Raw genomic sequence first — 18,587 nt, forward strand, 5'->3', positions numbered from 1 at the left:
GGTGGTGGAGCATGGACCTACGCACAGCGACGGAGGAGGTCCGGGTCTCATGGCGGAAGCGGTACCGGTGCGCTGCCCGGCGTGCCTGCGCGAGAACAGCTACACCTCCCCGGTGTTCCCCTGTGCCTGCGGAAGCCCGGTCGTGCCACCGCTGGACCTGACGGCGCCACCGGAGCCGCTGACCCATCGCACCTGGTCGGACGCCTGGGTGGCGGTGCGGTGCACGGCCTGCGGGCGGGAGAGCGAGTGGCCGCACCCCGAGCTGGGATGCGGCTCCTGCGGGACGGTGGTGCGGATCGCGGTGCATCCGCTGGAGCCGGCCGAGCCCGCCGGGCCGGAGCGCACGGGTGTGGGGCGGCGCGTCCCCGGGCGGACGGGGCCGGAACGGACGGAGCCGGAGCGGACGGAGCCCGCGGGCGGCGCGGCCGGGCAGCTCCCCGGAGAGGCGGAGGCCGCTCCGGCCCGGCCCGCGTTCCGCCCGGTGACCATCCGGACGGCCCGTGACGCGGTGGCCACGGCCGCGCTGTACCTGCGCTGGCTCGGCTTCCAGGACGTACGGCAGCCCGATGGCCGGCCGATCCCCTCCGCGGCCGTGGACCTGCGGGCTCCGGGTCTGGTCGCCCAGGTGGACCCGACCACCGCACCGGCCGGGCTGCGGGCGGTGGAGTGCGTCTGGCTGAACGGACTTACAGCTTCCGCGACCAGCGTCTACTTCTCGCTCGCCGGATATACGGAGGACGCCCGCACCCGCGCGAACGACCTGGGGATACCGCTGTTCGTCATGGACCTCACCGGCATGCCGCTGCCGGTCAACGACCCGGCGGACGAGCTGGTCGGTTCGGGGGCCTGAGGAGTGTTCCGAGGATGTGTCCCGAGGGTGTTCCGAGGGGTGTCCCGCCGATCAGGCCGGACACCCCGGCCCCGGCAGGGCCGACGGGGCACCCTTTAGGCTCGGAGGCGTTAACCCCTACTTATTGGCCGCCTTTACCGGCCGCCTCATAAGCCGCCCTTCCTGCCGAGGAGCCCGATGAGCCTCTACGACATCCCGCTGACCACCCTGTCCGACGAGCCCACCAGCCTCGCGGCCCACAAGGGCAAGGCCATCCTGGTCGTGAACACCGCCTCGCAGTGCGGGCTCACCCCCCAGTACTCGGGGCTGGCCCGCCTGCAGTTCGCGTACGAGGCGAAGGGCTTCACCGTGATCGGCGTGCCCTGCAACCAGTTCGGCGGGCAGGAGCCCGGCAACGCCGAGGACATCCAGACGTTCTGCGCGGCCGGCTTCGGCGTCACCTTCCCGATCCTGGAGAAGGCCGAGGTCAACGGTGAGAACCGGCACCCGCTGTACCAGGAGCTGGTGAAGACCGCGGACGCCGAGGGCGAGGCCGGGGACATCCTGTGGAACTTCGAGAAGTTCCTGATCTCCCCCGCCGGTGACGTCGTGGCCCGTTTCCGCCCGCGCACCGAGCCCGAGGCCCCCGAGGTCGTCGCCGCGATCGAGGCGCACCTCCCGGCGTAGGGATCCGCGTACGGGGTTCCGTACGGGATTCCCGGGGACCTCGTACGAGGTGCGTACGGGATCCCGTACGAGGTCGCGCGCGGAACCCCGTACGGAACCGGCCGCCCGAGGTCAGCCCAGCTCGGACTCCTCGTACTCAGCCGCCGAGCCGGCCGCGGTGAGGTCCCGCAGCTCCACCCGGCGGATCTTGCCGGACACGGTCTTCGGGAGCTCCCCGAACTCGATGCGGCGGATCCTCTTGTACGGGGACAGCACCGTGCGGGAGTGCTCGAACAGCGCCCGGGCCGTTTCCGGCCCGGGCTCCCAGCCCGCGGCGAGCGTCACGTACGCCTTCGGGACGGCGAGGCGCAGCGCGTCCGGGGCCGGGACGACGGCAGCCTCCGCGACGGCCTCGTGCTCCAGCAGGGCGCTCTCCAGCTCGAACGGGCTGATCTTGTAGTCGGAGGCCTTGAAGACGTCGTCGGCCCGGCCGATGTAGGTGAGGTACCCGTCGGCGTCGCGCGAGGCGATGTCGCCGGTCCGGTAGAGCCCGTCCGCCATCGCCTCGGCCGTGCGCTCGGGGTCGTCGCGGTAGCCCGTCATCACCCCCGCGGGCCCGGTGCGCAGGTCCACGCACAGCTCGCCCTCGTCGGGGGACTCCTTGCCGGTGACCGGGTCGACGAGCACGATCCTGTAGCCGGGCGCCGGACGTCCCATCGAGCCGGGTTTGACGGGCACGCCGGGGAAGTTGCCCACCTGGAGGGTGGTCTCCGTCTGACCGAACCCGTCGCGGATGGTGATGCCCCAGGCCTCGCGGACCTTCTCGATGACCTCCGGGTTGAGCGGCTCCCCGGCGGCGACGGCCTCGCGCGGGGGCGTGGCCAGTTTGGTGAGGTCGGACTGGATCAGCATCCGCCACACGGTGGGCGGGGCGCAGAAGGTGGTCACGCCGTGCCGGTCCATCTCGGCCATCAGCCGCTCGGCGTCGAAGCGCGCGTAGTTGTGGACGAAGACGGTGGCGCCGGCGTTCCAGGGTGCGAAGAGGTTGGACCAGGCGTGCTTGGCCCAGCCGGGCGAGGCGATGTTGAGGTGCACGTCGCCCGGGCGCAGGCCGAGCCAGTACATGGTGGACAGGTGCCCGATGGGGTACGAGGCGTGCGTGTGCTCGACGAGCTTGGGGTGGGCGGTGGTGCCGGAGGTGAAGTACAGCATCAGCGGGTCGGTGGCGAGGGTCTCGCCGTCGGGCGTGAAGTCGGCGTCGGCGGCGTACATGTCCTCCAGCCGCCGCCAGCCGGACGGGACCTCCGGGCCGGCGGCGATACGGGTGTAGCCGCCGGGCACCTCGTCGAACTTGGCCGTGTCCTCGGCGCGCGCGATGACGTGTCGCACGTGACCGCGCTCGATCCGGTCGCGCAGGTCGGCCGCGCCGAGCAGCGGGGTGGCGGGGATGACGACGGCGCGCAGCTTCATCGCGGCGAGCATGACCTCCCACAGCTCCCGCTGGTTGCCGAGCATGACCAGGACCCGGTCGCCCGCCGCGACCCCCTGGCCCCGCAGCCAGTTGGCGGCCGCGTCGGACCGTACGGCCAGCTCCCCGAAGGAGACGCTCCGGCTGGTGCCGTCCTCCTCGACGATCCGCAGGGCGTCCGCGCCGTTGCCGGTGGCGATGCGGTCGAACCAGTCCAGGGCCCAGTTGAAGCGGTGCGGGCGGGGCCAGGTGAATCCCGCGTGGGCGGCCTCGTAGTCCCCTCGGCGCTCCAGCAGGAAGTCCCGCGCGGCCAGGAACTGGCCGGCGGCGCTGTCTCGGGTGCTGTTCTGCGTGCTTTCGGTCATGGCAGGCATCGTGCCGTGTCCGGCGAAAGGACCACTAGAGCAGCGTCAGCCGTGGATTGACGCGAAGCGTACGGCGGCGCTGCGGGCGACGTCGGCGGGCGCGGCTGCGGGCACGGCTGCGGGCACGGCTGCGGCTGCGGCTGCGGCCGGACGGGAGTCGGCGGCGTCACCGATCTCAGCGGTATCGGCCATGGCGGCGATCATCCGCTCCCCCTCGGCGACGATCTCGTCCTTGTGCGCCTTGCTGACCGTGCCGAACAGCTCGACGGTCACCACGGACCCGTCCAGCTTCCACAGCCCGGCGAGGAACCCGTCGACCAGCAGGGTGCAGTGGGACTGATTCCCCGTCCAGGTGCGGCCCTTGGTCTCGGGGGGCACCACGCGGCCGCGGTCGGCGTGCGAGAGCAGCAGGTTGTCGAACTCGGGCAGGAAGCGCGGCGGCGCGGGCGTGTCCGCGTCCGGCCGCGGGGCGTCGGGCAGGTCGAAGAGCTCCACTCCGTTCTCGTCCCGGAAGACGGCCAGCCCCGGCCGCAGCCGCTCGAAGGCCTCGCGCAGCCGGGTCAGGCCGGCCCACACCTGCATGTCCTTGACGGAGGCGGGCCCGAAGGCGGCGAGGTAGCGCAGCACGACCTCGTCCACGGGCTGCGCCTGACCGGCTGCCTTCCCCAGCCACCGCTCCACGGTGGTCAGCCGGACCTGCCCGCTGCGCCCCCACACTCCGCGGGGCGTGACCTGCACGAGCGGCAGCCGGCAGCGGGCGGCGACGGACAGCGACTGCGGGTCGGCCTCGGGCCACTCCTTGAGCAGTTCCTCCCGGATCTCCCCCATGGTGCGCGGCTCGCTCTCGACGAAGGCACGGGCGAGCTCGCCGAGGCGCTCCAGGTCCACCCCGGCCAGGCCCTTGCGGAAGTAGTTCACCTCGCGGTCGCGGGCCGGCTGGACGAGCGGCCGCAGGGTGAGGGCGTCGTGGGCGGTGTGCGTGTGGATCGTGGAGCGCAGGGTGACCATCCGGACCACCTCGCGGGACTCCATGAGCCCGGCGAGCCCGGCGGGCCGGAATCCGGCGAGGCGGGCGTGGAGCTGGAAGTAGGGCGGTTTCACGTTCTGCGCCTGGAGTCCGAGGAGGTGGGACACCGCGTCCCGCGCGGACATCTCGGACCGGCTGAGCAGCAGCTGGCGGGCGAGCGTGGCGCGGTTGAGCGCGCGGGTGCCGAGTACGGGATGCGGATGCGTTTTCCTGGAGGCCATGACAGCAAACTAATCCTCCTTGCGGACATCTTCTGTCCGCAAGGAGAAGTGTCCTCCCAGCGCCCGCAACCTGTCCGCGGGAGACCGACCCGATGCCCCTTTCCCCCATATATCCTGCCCCTTGCCCGTAAACACACGTTCGGCCGACCGGGAGCAGACCTGCGATGTCGGAGCGCCCAGACCGCCACCCCTCGCCGTCCGAAAGGCGCACGGGATGGCGCCGCCCCGCCTCCCCGCCGGTCACCCCTCCGGCGGGACCGCCGCCGTCCCCGCAGCCCACACCCCCGGCCCCTGCTCCGCCGAACCACCGCAGCGTGATCGACTCCGCCGTCTACCGCGACGGCCGCCGGGTCGCCTCCCCCACCACCCTGGCCGACACCTTCCGCCAACTGCGCGAAGCACCCGACGGCATGGCCTGGATCGGGCTGCACCGGCCCACGAAGCCCGAACTCCACTCCCTGGCAGGCGAGTTCAACCTCCACGAACTCGCCGTCGAGGACGCCCTGGAAGCCCACCAGCGACCCAAGCTCGAACGGTACGGAGACACCCTCTTCGTCGTCCTGCGCGCGGCCCGCTACCTCGACGCGCAGGAGGAGGTCGAGTTCAGCGAACTCCACATCTTCGTCGGCCCGGACTTCCTGATCACCGTCCGCCACGGCGGCGCCCCGGACCTCTCCAGCGTCCGCCGCCGCATGGAGGAGACCCCCGAGCTGCTCCGACTGGGCCCGGAGGCCGCCCTGTACGCCATCCTCGACGCGGTGGTCGACGGCTACGCCCCGGTCGTCGAGGGCATCCAGACGGACATCGACGAGATCGAGACCGAGGTCTTCCGCGGCGACCCGGCGGTGTCCCGCCGCATCTACGAACTCTCCCGCGAAATGGTCGAGTTCCAGCGCGCGACCCGCCCCCTGGTCGGCATGCTCCACGGCCTGATGGCCGGCTTCGCCAAGTACGGCACGGACGAGGAACTCCAGCGCTACCTCCGCGACGTCGCCGACCACGTCACCCACACCAGCGAACGCGTGGACGGCTTCCGCCAGGCCCTCACAGAAATCCTGACGGTCAACGCCACCCTGGTCTCCCAGCAACAGAACGCCGAAATGCGCGCCCTGGCAGAAGCCGGCTTCGAACAGAACGAGGAGATCAAGAAGATCTCCTCGTGGGCCGCCATCTTGTTTGCACCCACACTCGTGGGAACCATCTACGGCATGAACTTCGAAGACATGCCGGAGTTGAAGTGGGCAGGAGGCTATCCCTTTGCAATCCTGCTGATGGCCGTGGTCTGTGTGAGTCTCTACGTCATCTTCAAGAAGCGCGACTGGCTGTAGACCGCACATCAGCACCGTTGATCAACTGAGCAGGCCCGTAGAGCGTCGATGTCCGACCCCCTGGCTAGCCTGTCCCCGTGACGCCCACCGATGACCGACAGTTCCCCGCCGCGCTGGCCACTGCGATGGCCGTTCGATTCGACTACGCCGACGGGAAGACCAGGGTCGACTTCGAGCCCTTCCCGGCCTTCCTGTCCGCTGCCGAGACCACCGACTGGTTCCAGGCGTGGACCGGGAACAGCGAACTGGACGGCAGCGACTTCCGCGTGTTCGGACAGGACGGCACGGGCGGGTACGCGGCGTTCTGGCTGATCCACCCGAGCCGGCCGCTGGCCGAGCAGCCCATCGTCTTCCTCGGGTCCGAGGGCGAGACCGGTGTTGTCGCGCGCGACCTGGGCGACTTCCTGTGGCTGCTGGCCGACGGCTTCGGCCCCTTGGAGGCTGCCACCTCGTACGAGCCCGACTGGAAGGCGCGCCCCCATCCGGAGTTGGCAGCCATCGCTGAAGGATTCGCACCGCACCAGCGCCGGTCGGCGGCCGCCGTGATCGAGCTGGCGGCCCAGGAGTTCCCCGACTTCGACGACACCATCATGGAACTCTGCCACTGAACCCAGCGTCGTCACCTGCACGACCGGCCGGAATCACTGAAGCTTCGCCATCTTCGAACGTGCTGGTCAGCGGGGCTGGCGTGACGGGCTGCTGGCGTGCTCGTGCTGGTGGTGGGCGACAGTCTGGCGTGTAGATCGTTTGGCAGGGGGGTCTTTGCGGATTCCGCTCTGTCGCTGTCTGTCTCGCTCCTACTCTCCGGCAGAACATGCCGGGGGTGGCGCCCGAGGCTATCGGACCGGGCTTGTCGGTCCGACAGCAGCCGATGTCAGGCCAGTGCGGCTCCGCCGTCGAGGGTGAGCACCGTGCCGGTCGCGTAGCCGTTGCTCAGGAGGTAGAGGTAGGCCGCCGCAGCCTCCTCGGGGCTGCCGACGCGCTGCACGGGAAGGCCGCTGCCTTGCGCTTGGAGGAAGGCCTCGGGCTCGGGCACGGTGCTGTCCCAAAGCTCGGTGCGGATCGCGCCGAGGCGGACCGCGTTGACCCGCAGTGGGGCGAGTTCCAGTGCCAGGGCTCGCGTCAGACCCTCGACGGCTGCTGTGATGCTTGCGCCGAGCGAGGCTCCGGGGGCGGGCCGGGTGGCGAAGGCGCCGGAGGTGAAGGTGATCGAGCCGCCGGGACGGAGCTTCGGCGTCGCGTACTTCGCGGCGAGCAGGGCACCCCAGAAGCGGCGCTCGAAGAACGCTCGGGACTCCTCGGCGGTGAGGTCGGCGAGCGGCTTCAGCAGCAGGGCCTCGCCCGCCGTGTAGACGAGGTGGTCGAACTCGCCGATCCGGTCGAAGAAGGCGGCGAGCGCAGCATCGTCGGCGACGTCCAGCAAGATGCCTTCGGCCGGGCCACCGAGCTTCTTCACCGCCAGGTCGACCCGGCCCTGGCTGCTGGAGGCGACGACCACGTTCGAGCCCTGAGTCGCTGCGGCCTGCGCAACGGCGAATCCGATGCCGGAGGTACCACCTATGACGACGACACGCTGGGTGTCTGCTGTGTTGTTCATAGCGAGGACGCTACGAGTCACGACCGAGACAACGAATGGCCTCAAGTCTCGATTCTTTGTCTGATCGTCTCGATCTCAGCACGCTATGGTGAGTGTATGGACATACTCAGCGACACGCTTGCGGCCCTGCGCACCGGGCGTCCGTCTGTTGTCCGTACCGACGCGCAGGCGCCGTGGGGTGTGCGCTTCCAGCCCATCGCGGGAGCCGGATTTCACGTCGTCGTCGAAGGACACTGCTTTCTCCTGCCGGTCGGCGGCGATCCGATAGCCCTGGGCCCCGGCGACGTCGTGTTCCTGCGGCGCGGCACCGATCACGCCATCTGTGACGCGGTCACCAGCGAGCTGGTCGCCTTCGAGCCCGACCGCGTCGACACCTCCTCGCCGATCGGGAGTTTCACCGTCGAGGGCGACGGCGCTCCCAGCGTGCTGGTATGCGGGGCCTACCACCTCGACATCGACCGGCCGCATCCGCTGCTCGGCGACCTCCCGGAGGTCATCCACCTCCCGGCCAGCCCCGGTCGCCATCCGGCGCTGCGCTCGGCGGTCGACCAGCTCTGCGCCGAGATCCACCAGCCTCAGCCGGGTTCGGACTCAGTGGTCACGACGCTCGTCGATCTGCTGCTTCTCTATATTCTGCGGTCCTGGTACGCCCAGTTGCCCAGGGAGCAGACGCAGGGCTGGGCGTCGGCACTGAACGACCCGTTGATCGCCCCGGCGCTGAAAGCGATCCATGACGACCCGGCGCATCCGTGGACCGTCGAATCGCTGGGGAACCGGGCCGGGCTGTCGCGCGCCACGTTCGCCCGGCGGTTCACCGCGGTGGTCGGCGAGCCGCCGCTCAGCTACCTGACGACATGGCGGATGGCCATCGCGGCGCGGATGCTGCGCGAGACGGCCGACTCGCTGAGCGCCGTGGCCGAGAACACCGGCTACACCTCGGAATTCGCGTTCGCGAAGGCATTCAAGCGGCACTTCGGCGCCCCGCCTGGGGCATATCGGCGGGAGCGGCGGACGGCGTCGGCTTCGCTGTCGGTGCCGGTTTGATTCTCTTGGGCAGGAGTCTGGGTTCTTGATCGTTCGTCAGCGTGTCGTCAGCGGTTGACTTCGAGGTTGGTCAGCACGAGCAGGGCGCGCAGGAGGGCGGTGGCGCGGGCGGACTCGGTGCGGAGCTTGGGGGACAAACCCTCGATCGGACGCGAGTGATCACCGCCGAACTCGCCGATTCGACGCGGTCCCCACGGCAGGGCAATCGCGGCCGCTCACTCAAGTCACCACGCCGCTCTGCCGCGTTCGAGCATCGCTGTAGCCTCTGGCCAGAGCCATGGGGAGGGCGAGAACGCACTGGCCTGGAGGCCTTCGAAATGCTGGCCACCGGACGGGACGACGAGGAGGTCTTCGCCGAACTGGCCGCGCGCACGGGTGACTGGGGCGCCTCCGCGCTGGCCGTGTGTTTGGCCCTGGGAGTTCCCAGGACGGACGCCGAAGTCGCAAGAATCCCTCACCGCACGGGAGCTGGAGGTGGTGCGCCTGGTCGCCCTCGGCCACACCCACGCGGAGATCGCCGCGTCGCTGCACGTCTCCCTCTCTACGGTGAAGACGCATCTCGCCGGCGGCCAGCTCAAGCTGGCCGCCCCCAACCGTGTGGAGATCGCCGCCTGGACCTGGCGAACCGGCAGCATAGAGCCCGCGGGCTTTCACCCCACCCGACCTGGGCCGGCACCATCGCCCTGACCGGCGACCGGCGACCGACCCCGCCGCCGCAAGACCAAACCCCTGGGCACCTGGACCCCCAAGGGCTGCCTCAACGAGAACTGATTCGGGTAGGCAGGCCGACCGAGTACACAACCGCAGATCCCCGAGCAACGATTGCCGGCGGCGTACCCAGCCGATGACAGTCCTGCATGACCATCCTCACCGCACGGTTCGACAGCACTTTTCCGTGCGGTCTTCGAGCAGGACCAGGACCCCCCGCGGACGGAGGCGCTCTTCGCCCGTCACGAGGGGACTCGGGTGCACCGGCGACAGGCGCGGGCCGATGAGGCGAGAACGGCGTGCGCCGTCGCGGCGAGTGCGCCGGCAGCAACCGCCAGGGGCCAGCCCGCGACGACGACGGACAGAATGGCGAGGACGAACGCGGCCAGTGCCATGGCGATACTCGCGGCCGTGCCCATCCATGCCACGGTGCGCGGCAACTGCCGCGGCGTCGGCAGCGTGCGGGCGAGGCGCCCGGTGACGGCGAGGGTGACCACGGCCAGCACGGACGCCGCAGCAGCGGCGGCGCCGGCCAGGTGCACGGTCAGCAGCTGTGACATGCGGGGCAGCTCCCAGGCAGGGTGGTGCCCGGCGCCCCACACCAGCAGGGCGCAGCCGACCGCCAACGGCACGGCGAGCACGGCGGCACGCGCGGTGTGCCGGGTCTGGGCGATGGTCAGCTCGTGCTGGAAGGCGGCTGCGACGTCGCGCGGTGCGCCGAAATCGTGTACGGCCAGCTCTACGGCACGCTCGTGCGGGACACCGCTTTCGGCGTAGGCGGCAGCGGCGTCCTCGAGGCCACCCCGCAGCTCCTCGACCATCCGGGCCTTGGCGCGGGCCGGTCCCTGGAGGGACTGCGACAGGGTGGCGGCGTACGCGTCGATGGGGTCGGGCGCGTCGCCCGGCACTGCGTCGGCAGACGTCTGCATCACCCGCGTCTTCTTGGCGGCCTCGGGGCTCATGTGGCCTGTCCCGGCGACGGGATCGCGGGGTTGAGGACCGAGCTGATCACTGCAGTGAACTCCGCCCAGGCACTGCGCTCCTGGGCCAGGCTGCGTCGGCCCGCCTCGGTCAACTCGTAGCGGCGGCGCCGCCGCTCACCCACCGCGTCCCAGCTGCTCTGCAGCAGGCCGAGCCGCTCCAGGCGCTGGAGTGCCGGATAGATGGTGCCCGTGCGCAGTTCGAGCGCACCGCCACTGCGATGCTGCGCCGCCGCGATGATCGCGTACCCGTGCAGGGGCTCCGGTTCGAGGACCGCCAGCAGGAGTCCGTCCAAATGGCCGCGCAACGCATCCGCCTTCATGAGTAGGCAGTCTACATAAGTGATGCGTAGGCGTGCTATCTATTGGTAGCCAACATATTGGTCCAACTGCCCTTTGCCGAGTCCCCTTCCTGTCTGGAGGCGCCCCACCGTGACCAAGTTCCTGCTGTCCGTGCACGTGATCGCCGCGATCCTCGCGGTCGGAACGATCGCCGTGGCAACATCGCTCTTCCCCCGCTATGCGACACAGATGGTCACCGACAAGGGCGGGGACGAGGGGCGCCCCTCCGGTGTCGCCTGGTTCCTGCACCGGGTCTGCCGCGGATACGCGGTCGCCGGGCTCGTCGTGCCCGTCTTCGGCTTTGCCACCGCCACCCAGCTCGGCGTCCTCACCGACGCGTGGCTGATCGCATCGATGGTCCTCACCGCGCTCGCCGCGGTCCTGCTCGCGGGCGCGATACTGCCGCGCCAGCAGCGGCTGCTCGCACTGGCAGGGCAGGACTCCGCCGACGCCGACGACGCCGCACTCAACGCCGCCGCCTCCCGACTGGCGATGCTCACCGGAACGTTCAACCTGTTGTGGTCGGTCGTGGTCGTCCTGATGATCGTCCGCCCCGGCTCCACGACGGGAGCATGAGCATGAACAGCATGAAGGTCCTGCGCATTGCGGCCGGTATCGAGGCCGCCTCGCTTCTTGCCCTGATGGCCAACCTGCTCACCATCCACGCCGCATCGGTCTCCTCGCTCGGTGGGCCTGCGCACGGTGCGGCCTACCTCATTTCCATCGCGGTGACCTTCTCCCTCACCGCCGCCGACGCCTCGACAGGAGCCCGCGCGCTCTCCTTCGTACCCGGCATCGGCGGAATGCTCGCCTTGCGACGACTGGCCCCCCACTCCCGGGTGGCCAAGCCCACCCTCCGCGCTCGAGCGGGCACAGCCCACGCGGGGCCCGGCAACTGAGGCCCTGTCGCAGCGGCCCTCGCCACTTGCACCGGTCCGCGTGGGGCAAGGGCCGGCCTGCAGCACTGACCCCGCACAGCCCCGTCCCCCAGCAAGGCCGCGAACAGTCGGTGGTCGCGCGGGGTCGCCAGGAGGGATTGTTGTCCCTGTGAACGAGCCGCCGCACCCAACCGCGAGCACCACCAAGCAGCAGCCGCCGTCTGCTCCAGCCCCGCTGCCACTACGTAGCGTGCCTGACGTGACACGCGGATCACGGCCCCGGCCAGCGGCGATGCCCGGTCAGAGGCAGACTCCGCTGGGGAGAATGTGGGGAAAATTAACCCCCGTTGGGGAGCGGCTGGGGAGGATCGGCCGTATCAATGCGCATCACGCCGAAGGGGCCGGAGAGACGGATCGGCGCAGGCCAGAGGGCCCAGCTGTCGCGCCCACCGCAGGCCGGGATCGACCTGTTCATGGACGGGCTAGGACGGACAGCACTTCGCCAATGGGTCGACACCTCACACAACGAGGAGCCCAGACTCTATGGCCCGAACAACCGCAAGAGTCCGATTTGGGCAGTTGAGCTTGGCCAAAATGATGCCGACCATGCGTTTCACTCCATGCTCAGAGATACTCAGCGATCCAGCGACTTGTCGGTTACTTTGCCCCTCGGCAATCAGGCACAGCACTTGGTGTTCACGTGCCGTCAGCGCAATCATCGACGCGCGCTTCGAGGTGGTGTCATCACCGGCCTGGTCGGGTGCCGTGACGGATCGTCGCGCCAGAGTCGCCGACACGTGAAATCGTCCGGTCTCCACATCGACGATCGCTTCGCGCAGGGTCTCGGGACGGAGATCCGCCCAGTCCAGGAAACCGTTGGCATGATCGACCCAGGATTGCTCAACAACGTCTGCCGAATCCACCAGGACCAGTACATTTATGTTGTGAATACGCAGCTTTTCAGCGATCTCGGCAGGTACAGGCTCCAAAGCATTGCTGGATGAAATGATCAGCTGGCCGTTGCGGAATGTCGAGAGATCTTCGATATCCGCGCTGAATTGCACTGTCAACCGGATGTCAAGCGAACGAAGCATTCCCTCGATACTGTATCGACGAATGTCGTCTTGGATTATCAACATGATCTGGAGATTGGAATCGAGGGTGCCGGTCGGCACCGCGGTCCCAGTTTGCAACGGGGATCGCCCGACCCGCGGGGAAGCTCGGGTGTCACGTATATCACCACTGCTCGAGCTCGGTTTCCACGTCAACCTGTCGTTCACGCTACCCATATAAGCGATCCCCCATTTTCCCGCGTTCAAATCTCGCGAGTCCAACCCCTGCAGGTAAAAGGCCCGACTCAGATAGATGAGCATGGCACCGAGTTGCGGGGACTGTCCACTCCGAACTAAGACCTGTCCCGTAATCCCACAAGTGGCGCCGCCACCACCTCAGGTCGGGGCCGGACAGCCTGTGGAACTGATCGAGTGCTCGGCCGCCGCCGTCGATGGTCATGGCCTTGTACTGGTCGTCCAGAGCTCTCGCACCTCGGCTTCAGTACGGTGCCTGCACAACCTCGCCCTCGCCGGATAGACGAGCGGATCCCGCGACGGCCTAGCCGAGGTATTTCGGACATTATTTACGGGACGAGTCTCAGCCTCGACCTTTCGCCGGCTCGCCGAAATTTCCCATTTGTCCCGTGTGGCTCCGAAGTGAAGGGCGAGCCTCCTTCGATACCGGCGATTACCGCACCTGACCAGCGTTTCCCATCGAAGGAGGCCCGCTTTCCCACGTTGGCATGTGTGGAAGATGTGGAAATCAGCGCCCTGTGGGCGCGGGGCTGGACGATCTCGCAGATCGCCCGGTATACCGGTGACAGGAAGACCATTCGTGCCTATGTTGCTGGGGAGCGGACCCCTGGCGTAAGGAAACGGCATCTGCCGGATACGTACGAACCGTTCGTCGGGTACGTGACTGTCCGACAGCCGTCGATACACGACGTGTGAGTACGACTACTTCGCCACCGTGAAGTAGTCGGCCGGGTCAAGGGCATTGAGCGCGTTCCACCGCTGCGGCAATGCCGCGATGGGGCCACGAGCGGTGAGGCGGCGAAGGCTTGTCCCGTAACTGCCGGTCTGGCGTGAGATGATCTTGCGGTGGCTGGTGTGATCACGGCGTCGGAGCCGTCCTGGATAGCCCCGTTCACGGGGCTGAGCCCGCGCTGCTTCGGAAAGCTGGTGACCGTGCTGCGGCGTGAGGGTGCGGACGCGGTCCGCAAGGGCCGGCCGTGGAGCCTTCCGCTGGAGGACCGTGCACTGCTGGTCGCGGCGTACTGGCGCACCAACCTGACCATGCGCCAGATCGCTCCGCTGTTCGGCGTGTCCAAGTCGGCGGCGGACCGCATCATCGACCACCTCGGGCCGATGCTCGCGCTCCAGCCCCGCAAACGGTTCGCCAAGGACACCGTGCTCATCGTGGACGGCACCCTGGTCCCCGCCCGCGACCACACCACCGCCGCCCGGTCGAAGAACTGCCGGTACCCCACCAGCCACCAGGTCGTCATCGACGCCGACACCCGCCTGGTCATCGTGGTCGGCCGGCCCCTCGCCGGAAACCGCGACGACTGCAAGGCATCGGAGGAATCCGGCGCCGAAGCCGCTGTCGGCACGACCATGACCATCGCCGACGGCGGCTACCCGGGCACCGGACTCGTCCTGCCGCACCGCCGGCGCAAAGGCGAAGAACCACCCGACCCGAAGCAGACCCGCATCAAGTCCCACAAGCAGGCACCCGCCCGCGCCGCCCACGTCTTCGCCCGCATGAAGACCTGGAAGATCCTCCGCGACTGCCGCCTCAACGGCGACGGAGTCCACCACACCATGCTCGGCATCGCCCTCATGCACAACCTCGCACTCGCCGGATAAACGACCGCATCCGACCACTACCACCCGGCCCACGGCGACTCAGACATCATTTACGGGACAAGCCTGAGCAGCCCCGTGCGCGGTCCGGTGTCTGTACCGCGCCGGGTGCGCCCGCGGCGACGACGCGGGCGCCGAGTCTTCAGGCGGGCTGGACGGCGATGGTGCAGAGGCGCTTGGTGGCCCGGGTCAGGGCTACGTACAAGTCCCTTTCCCCACCGGGGCGGGTCGTGATGATTTCCTCGGGGTTCATGACGACGACCCCGTCGAATTCCAGGCCGCGTGCTTCGGACGCCGGCACGATGCGTGCGTGGTGAGCGATGCCCTGGTCCGTCAGCTCGCTCACCCTGGTGTCCGCGCAGATCACTCCCAGAAGCTCGCCCGGGTGCGCGGTGCTCTGGGCGTGGAGTTCCTGAACGACGGCGGTGACCAACCCGTCCGGGGGTGTGGTCACGGTGCGAGGGCTCTCACCGCTTCGCAGTGACCGTGTGGGCTTCTGGTCCGGAGCGATCCGCGTGAGCAGGTCCCGGACGCTCTCCAGGATCTCCTGCGTGGTGCGGTAGCTGACGGTCAGGTTGTGCAGTTTGAACCGCGGTCCGACGTGGGGGCTCAGTGCTTCCCTCCAGTCGCGTGCTGTCGCGACCGGGCCTGCCTGGGCGAAGTCACCCACCAGCGTCATCGCCCTTGCCGGGCAGCGGCGGACGATCATCCGCCACTGCATGGCGGTCAGTTCCTGCGCCTCGTCGACGACGACGTGCCCGTACGTCCGCTCGGGGAGGCCGTCGACCAGGCTCGCGGCCTCGTCCAGCAACGGCACATCGGCATCGGTCCAAGGGTCGTCCGGACCACGCAGCAGAAGGGACCGCTCCTGCGCGGTCAGGCGGGGCAGGCGCTCGGCGAGAGCGCCGGCGTTCGTCAGGAGCGCCTGCACGAGGTCACCGGGTGCCAGCCGCGGCCACAACACCTCGACCGCTCGGTCGACGCCGGCGTCGTCGAGGAGATCGGCTCGGATGGCGTCCAGGTCCAGCTCGTGGACCGGACCCGGGTCGGCCGCACCTTCGGCACGGCGCTGGGCGGCTCCCGTGAACCGGTCGAGGTTGATGCCCGTCATCCTTTCGGCATCGGCGTCGATCTGCTCCAGGAGGTCGCCCATGTCTCGTTGCATCGTGTCGGTGACGGCGTCGACCAAGAGCTCCCTGAACACCTGGCGCGCGGGGTTGTGCCCCGATACGGCTGCCACGGCGGCGTCGCGTGCCGCGGCGACTTCCTCACCGGAGAGGTGAACCAATTCCTGTCCGACCCGCACGGTGAAGTCACCGGCGGGGGCTTGGTGGACGCGCAGCAAACCGGCCAAGGCGTCCGCGAGGTCGGAGCTGCCCTTGAGGCGCGCCGTATCGAACGGGTCCACCGTGTCCGTGGACACTCCGGCCAGTTCCCGGCAGGTCGCCAGAACGACGTCGTTCTCTCCGAGCGAGGGAAGGACCTGGGAGATGTAGTCGAGGAACCGGGCGTTCGGGCCCACCACCAGGACACCCTCCTCCGCGGCGCGCGGGAACGCGTACAGGACATAGGCCGCCCGGTGCAGGGCGACCACCGTCTTGCCGGTGCCGGGCCCGCCCTGCACCACGGTCACCCCGCGGTGGGCGGAACGGACGATCTCGTCCTGCTCGGTCTGCAGCGTCGCGACGGCCGCGTGCATCCTGCCCGTGCGCCGTGCCGACAGGGCCTCGGTCAACGGGCCGTCACCCACGACGTCCTCGTCGGTCGGGGCGGTCCCGTCCAGCAGTTCGTCGCTCACCGAGATGACCGTGCGCTCCTCGAGGCGCAGGTGCCGGCGCCGCCGCAGGTCCATCGGGTGGACCGGTGTCGCCTCGTAGAAGGGCCGCGCCGCGTTCGCGCGCCAGTCCACGAGCAGAGGCAGGTCATCCTCCTCCGTATGCAGTCCGATCCGCCCGATGCGCAGGGCCGTGCCATCCGTCCAGTCGATGCGCCCGAAGACCAGCCCCTTTTCGGCGCCCTCCAGCCGGCCGATTTCCTTGGCCAGACGCTCGGCGGCGATTTCTCTCTCGTATGCCTCACCGGCGCTTTCCGCCGGGGCCTTCAGCACACTCGCTCGGTGTACTCGCGCCTCGGAAAGCCGCTCGGTGAGCAACTCGTACAAGGAGGACACATAATCCCGCTCCGATTCGACCGCACGCACAGCGGGATCATTCATTTTCGACAACAGGGGCCTCCTTCGATTCGAGCCACACCATCAGTCAAAGCTCACTCGATACGCGGCGGATCCGCATCGGACCACAGACAGCCCATCACGCGGTGGATCGAGGCTCGCAGCTGCGGGCCTCTTCGTAGTCCGGCTCTGATGTCGGACCCTTCTTCTTTCCGGCAGCAGGCAAGGTAATCAGCAGCACAGCTGCTCCGAGGAGTGCGACGGCCGCGATCCAGCCCGCGCCGACGTGCATAGCATGGATGAACGCATTATCGGCAGCCTGGGCAAGAGAGGGCTGGTGGATAGTGGTGGCGACATGGCGGGCCTGTTCGGCGGAAACTCGCGCCTGATCCTGCACCGGACCGGATGCGCCCTCCAGCGAAGGTTCGATCGCACGTCGGTACATGATCGACATGATCGTTCCGCCTACTGCAATTCCGATCACACTGCCGGTTTGTCGCACGGTGTTGGTGACGGCCGATCCTGCACCAGCCTGTTCCAACGGCAGGTCGCTGATCAATGCAGCCGTAACGGGGCCGATCACCATGCCGACCGAGAGACCCTGTATCAACAACAGGACCTCGATCCAGACGAGTGGAGTTTGGAGTCCGAGGAACCCGTACCCACCCATGGTCAGCGCAGCCACGGTGAGCGCCGGCACGGTGACAAGGCGGAGCGGCAGGCGGCGAACCAGGCGCGAGGCAAGGGGTGCCCCCGCGAGCGCGCCGAGTGCAGTCGGGATATTGGCCAAACCCGCCTTCATCGGCGAAAATCCGAGCGCGCCTTGCAGGTAGAACGCGTTATAGAAGGTGATGGCGGCCACACCGAAGAGCAGCAATCCGAGCGCCACATTGCCGCCAGCGAATGTGCGTTGCGCGAACAGTCGCGGATCAAAGCTGGGCACCTTGAGGCGCAGTTCGACGAGTACGAAAACGGCCAGCAGAACCAGACCGGCAACGATCGGCGCCCAAACATCGGTACGACTCCACGCCGCCACCTGCCCCGCCCGGATCAGCCCGTAGGCCAACGCGACGAGCCCACTGATCGACAGCAACATTCCAGCGGGGTCCAGTGGTCGCGGAATGGGGCTGCGGAAATTCGGAACCAGCACGGCGAGCCCGACCAACGCCAATGCCGCGACCGGAACATTGATCAGAAAGACCGAGCCCCACCAGAAACGATCGAGCAGGAACCCCGCCAGCACCGGGCCGGCAGCCATTCCGACACCGGCCGACGTCGAGAAAATGCCGATCGCGGCAGCCCGCGCGGGGCCGGTAAAGGTCCACATAAGGATGGCCATCATGGCGGGCGTGATCAGCGCACTGCCCACCCCCATCGCAGCTCGAGCTGCAATCAGCTGGCCCGCACCGCTTGTGTACGCCGCCCACAGCGAGGACCCGGCGAAGATCACCAACCCACTGGCAAACACAGTCCGGTGACCGAACCTATCGCCCAATGCGCCTGCAGTGAACATCAATGTGGCGAAAGCCAGAGTGTACGAACCGGTCGCCCATTGCAGCTGACCGGGATTGGCCCCCAGCCCACGGACCGGGTCTGCAAGGGTCTCCAGCGCAGTACTCAGGACGGTATTTTCTATCCAAATCAGCAGTGAACACAACATAAGAATGGCAAGAATCAACTGCTGCCTGGACTTCGGTAACGTTAGAGGCGCGGTCATGAACACCTTCGGATATCGCGCGGCGGGACTTGACCGACTGGAATATAAGCAAACTCCACAACGCTGTCAAGCTGGGAGTTTCTCGCCAAAGCTATTGCGACCGAAGGAACTATATGCCTCTGCCAGATTTGCGGACTGAGCAGTTTTGTGCCTCCGACGGATTTTGCGAGTTGAATGATTTCACTTCCGGAGGGTTGCGACTGAGCAGATTTCATGCCTCCGGTGAACTGACGCACCGCGTCGCCCGTGGGCGTCTCGGGCAGGGATGCCGCGTTCGCGGGGTCTGTTCAGCACGGCTGCCGGCACCAGACGCATGTGCCGCGAGGCGG

Annotated in this window: 16 protein-coding genes and 1 pseudogene; 9 read left to right on the top strand and 8 right to left on the bottom strand. The window is 68.4% G+C overall.

What is annotated here, in order from left to right:
• Window positions 1–49 precede the first annotated feature (49 nt).
• Window positions 50–850: a hypothetical protein gene (locus OG447_RS27725; RefSeq protein WP_266940063.1), complete on the top strand. Its 801-nt coding sequence runs from the start codon at window positions 50–52 to the stop codon at window positions 848–850.
• Window positions 851–1,027: 177 nt separating this feature from the next.
• Window positions 1,028–1,516 carry a glutathione peroxidase gene (locus OG447_RS27730; protein WP_266940064.1) on the top strand — a complete coding sequence of 163 codons (489 nt, stop codon included), beginning with the start codon at window positions 1,028–1,030 and terminating at the stop codon, window positions 1,514–1,516.
• A 111-nt stretch (window positions 1,517–1,627) separates the two neighbouring features.
• Here OG447_RS27730 and OG447_RS27735 read toward each other — a convergent pair whose 3' ends face one another.
• Both OG447_RS27735 and OG447_RS27740 read right to left on the bottom strand, forming a co-directional pair.
• Window positions 1,628–3,328 carry an AMP-binding protein gene (locus OG447_RS27735; RefSeq protein ID WP_266940065.1) on the bottom strand — a complete coding sequence of 567 codons (1,701 nt, stop codon included), beginning with the start codon at window positions 3,326–3,328 and terminating at the stop codon, window positions 1,628–1,630.
• A 45-nt stretch (window positions 3,329–3,373) separates the two neighbouring features.
• Window positions 3,374–4,576, bottom strand: coding sequence for a winged helix DNA-binding domain-containing protein (locus OG447_RS27740; RefSeq protein WP_266940066.1), 1,203 nt, complete (start codon window positions 4,574–4,576; stop codon window positions 3,374–3,376).
• 164 nt (window positions 4,577–4,740) lie between these two features.
• Between OG447_RS27740 and OG447_RS27745 the strand changes: the two genes are divergently transcribed.
• On the top strand, window positions 4,741–5,904 hold the full coding sequence (locus tag OG447_RS27745) for a magnesium and cobalt transport protein CorA (RefSeq protein ID WP_266940067.1): 1,164 nt from the start codon (window positions 4,741–4,743) through the stop codon (window positions 5,902–5,904).
• A 77-nt stretch (window positions 5,905–5,981) separates the two neighbouring features.
• Window positions 5,982–6,512, top strand: coding sequence for an SMI1/KNR4 family protein (locus tag OG447_RS27750; protein ID WP_266940068.1), 531 nt, complete (start codon window positions 5,982–5,984; stop codon window positions 6,510–6,512).
• Between the two features lie 266 nt (window positions 6,513–6,778).
• Here the strand turns inward: OG447_RS27750 and OG447_RS27755 are convergent, their stop codons facing one another.
• A complete protein-coding gene (locus OG447_RS27755) occupies window positions 6,779–7,501 on the bottom strand; it encodes an SDR family oxidoreductase (protein WP_266940069.1) in 723 nt (240 codons plus the stop codon).
• 96 nt (window positions 7,502–7,597) lie between these two features.
• Here OG447_RS27755 and OG447_RS27760 point away from each other — a divergent pair, with 96 nt between their 5' ends.
• Together OG447_RS27760 and OG447_RS27765 are read left to right on the top strand one after the other, a co-directional pair.
• Window positions 7,598–8,545, top strand: a complete 948-nt coding sequence (locus OG447_RS27760; protein WP_266940070.1) for an AraC family transcriptional regulator — start codon at window positions 7,598–7,600, stop codon at window positions 8,543–8,545.
• A gap of 447 nt (window positions 8,546–8,992) precedes the next feature.
• A pseudogene (locus OG447_RS27765) lies at window positions 8,993–9,232 on the top strand (response regulator transcription factor); the annotation flags it as partial.
• A 263-nt stretch (window positions 9,233–9,495) separates the two neighbouring features.
• On the opposite strand, the gene OG447_RS27770 reads toward OG447_RS27765, so the two are convergent.
• Window positions 9,496–10,215 carry a permease prefix domain 1-containing protein gene (locus OG447_RS27770; protein ID WP_266940071.1) on the bottom strand — a complete coding sequence of 240 codons (720 nt, stop codon included), beginning with the start codon at window positions 10,213–10,215 and terminating at the stop codon, window positions 9,496–9,498.
• A complete protein-coding gene (locus tag OG447_RS27775; protein ID WP_266940072.1) occupies window positions 10,212–10,556 on the bottom strand; it encodes a PadR family transcriptional regulator in 345 nt (114 codons plus the stop codon). The genes OG447_RS27770 and OG447_RS27775 overlap by 4 nt, the downstream gene beginning before the upstream one ends.
• 109 nt (window positions 10,557–10,665) lie before the next feature.
• Here OG447_RS27775 and OG447_RS27780 point away from each other — a divergent pair, with 109 nt between their 5' ends.
• Together OG447_RS27780 and OG447_RS27785 are read left to right on the top strand one after the other, a co-directional pair.
• Entirely contained in the window at window positions 10,666–11,151 is a 486-nt protein-coding gene (locus tag OG447_RS27780; protein ID WP_266940073.1) for a hypothetical protein, read from the top strand.
• Window positions 11,148–11,474 carry a hypothetical protein gene (locus tag OG447_RS27785; RefSeq protein ID WP_266940074.1) on the top strand — a complete coding sequence of 109 codons (327 nt, stop codon included), beginning with the start codon at window positions 11,148–11,150 and terminating at the stop codon, window positions 11,472–11,474. The genes OG447_RS27780 and OG447_RS27785 overlap by 4 nt, the downstream gene beginning before the upstream one ends.
• Window positions 11,475–11,971: 497 nt before the next feature.
• Here the strand turns inward: OG447_RS27785 and OG447_RS27790 are convergent, their stop codons facing one another.
• Window positions 11,972–12,628 (bottom strand): LuxR C-terminal-related transcriptional regulator, encoded by a 657-nt coding sequence (locus OG447_RS27790; RefSeq protein WP_266940075.1) that lies wholly within the window; start codon window positions 12,626–12,628, stop codon window positions 11,972–11,974.
• A gap of 978 nt (window positions 12,629–13,606) precedes the next feature.
• Between OG447_RS27790 and OG447_RS27795 the strand changes: the two genes are divergently transcribed.
• The gene (locus OG447_RS27795; protein ID WP_266940076.1) at window positions 13,607–14,374 is read left to right on the top strand and encodes a transposase family protein; all 768 of its coding nucleotides are present in this window, start codon (window positions 13,607–13,609) and stop codon (window positions 14,372–14,374) included.
• A gap of 139 nt (window positions 14,375–14,513) precedes the next feature.
• Here the strand turns inward: OG447_RS27795 and OG447_RS27800 are convergent, their stop codons facing one another.
• Both OG447_RS27800 and OG447_RS27805 read right to left on the bottom strand, forming a co-directional pair.
• Window positions 14,514–16,541 carry an AAA family ATPase gene (locus OG447_RS27800; RefSeq protein WP_266940177.1) on the bottom strand — a complete coding sequence of 676 codons (2,028 nt, stop codon included), beginning with the start codon at window positions 16,539–16,541 and terminating at the stop codon, window positions 14,514–14,516.
• A 139-nt stretch (window positions 16,542–16,680) separates the two neighbouring features.
• Complete coding sequence (locus tag OG447_RS27805; RefSeq protein ID WP_266940178.1) at window positions 16,681–18,258, bottom strand: MFS transporter; 1,578 nt, start codon at window positions 18,256–18,258, stop codon at window positions 16,681–16,683.
• Window positions 18,259–18,587: the final 329 nt, after the last annotated feature.

Source organism: Streptomyces sp. NBC_01408, from assembly GCF_026340255.1.
Classification (GTDB): Bacteria; Actinomycetota; Actinomycetes; order Streptomycetales; family Streptomycetaceae; genus Streptomyces.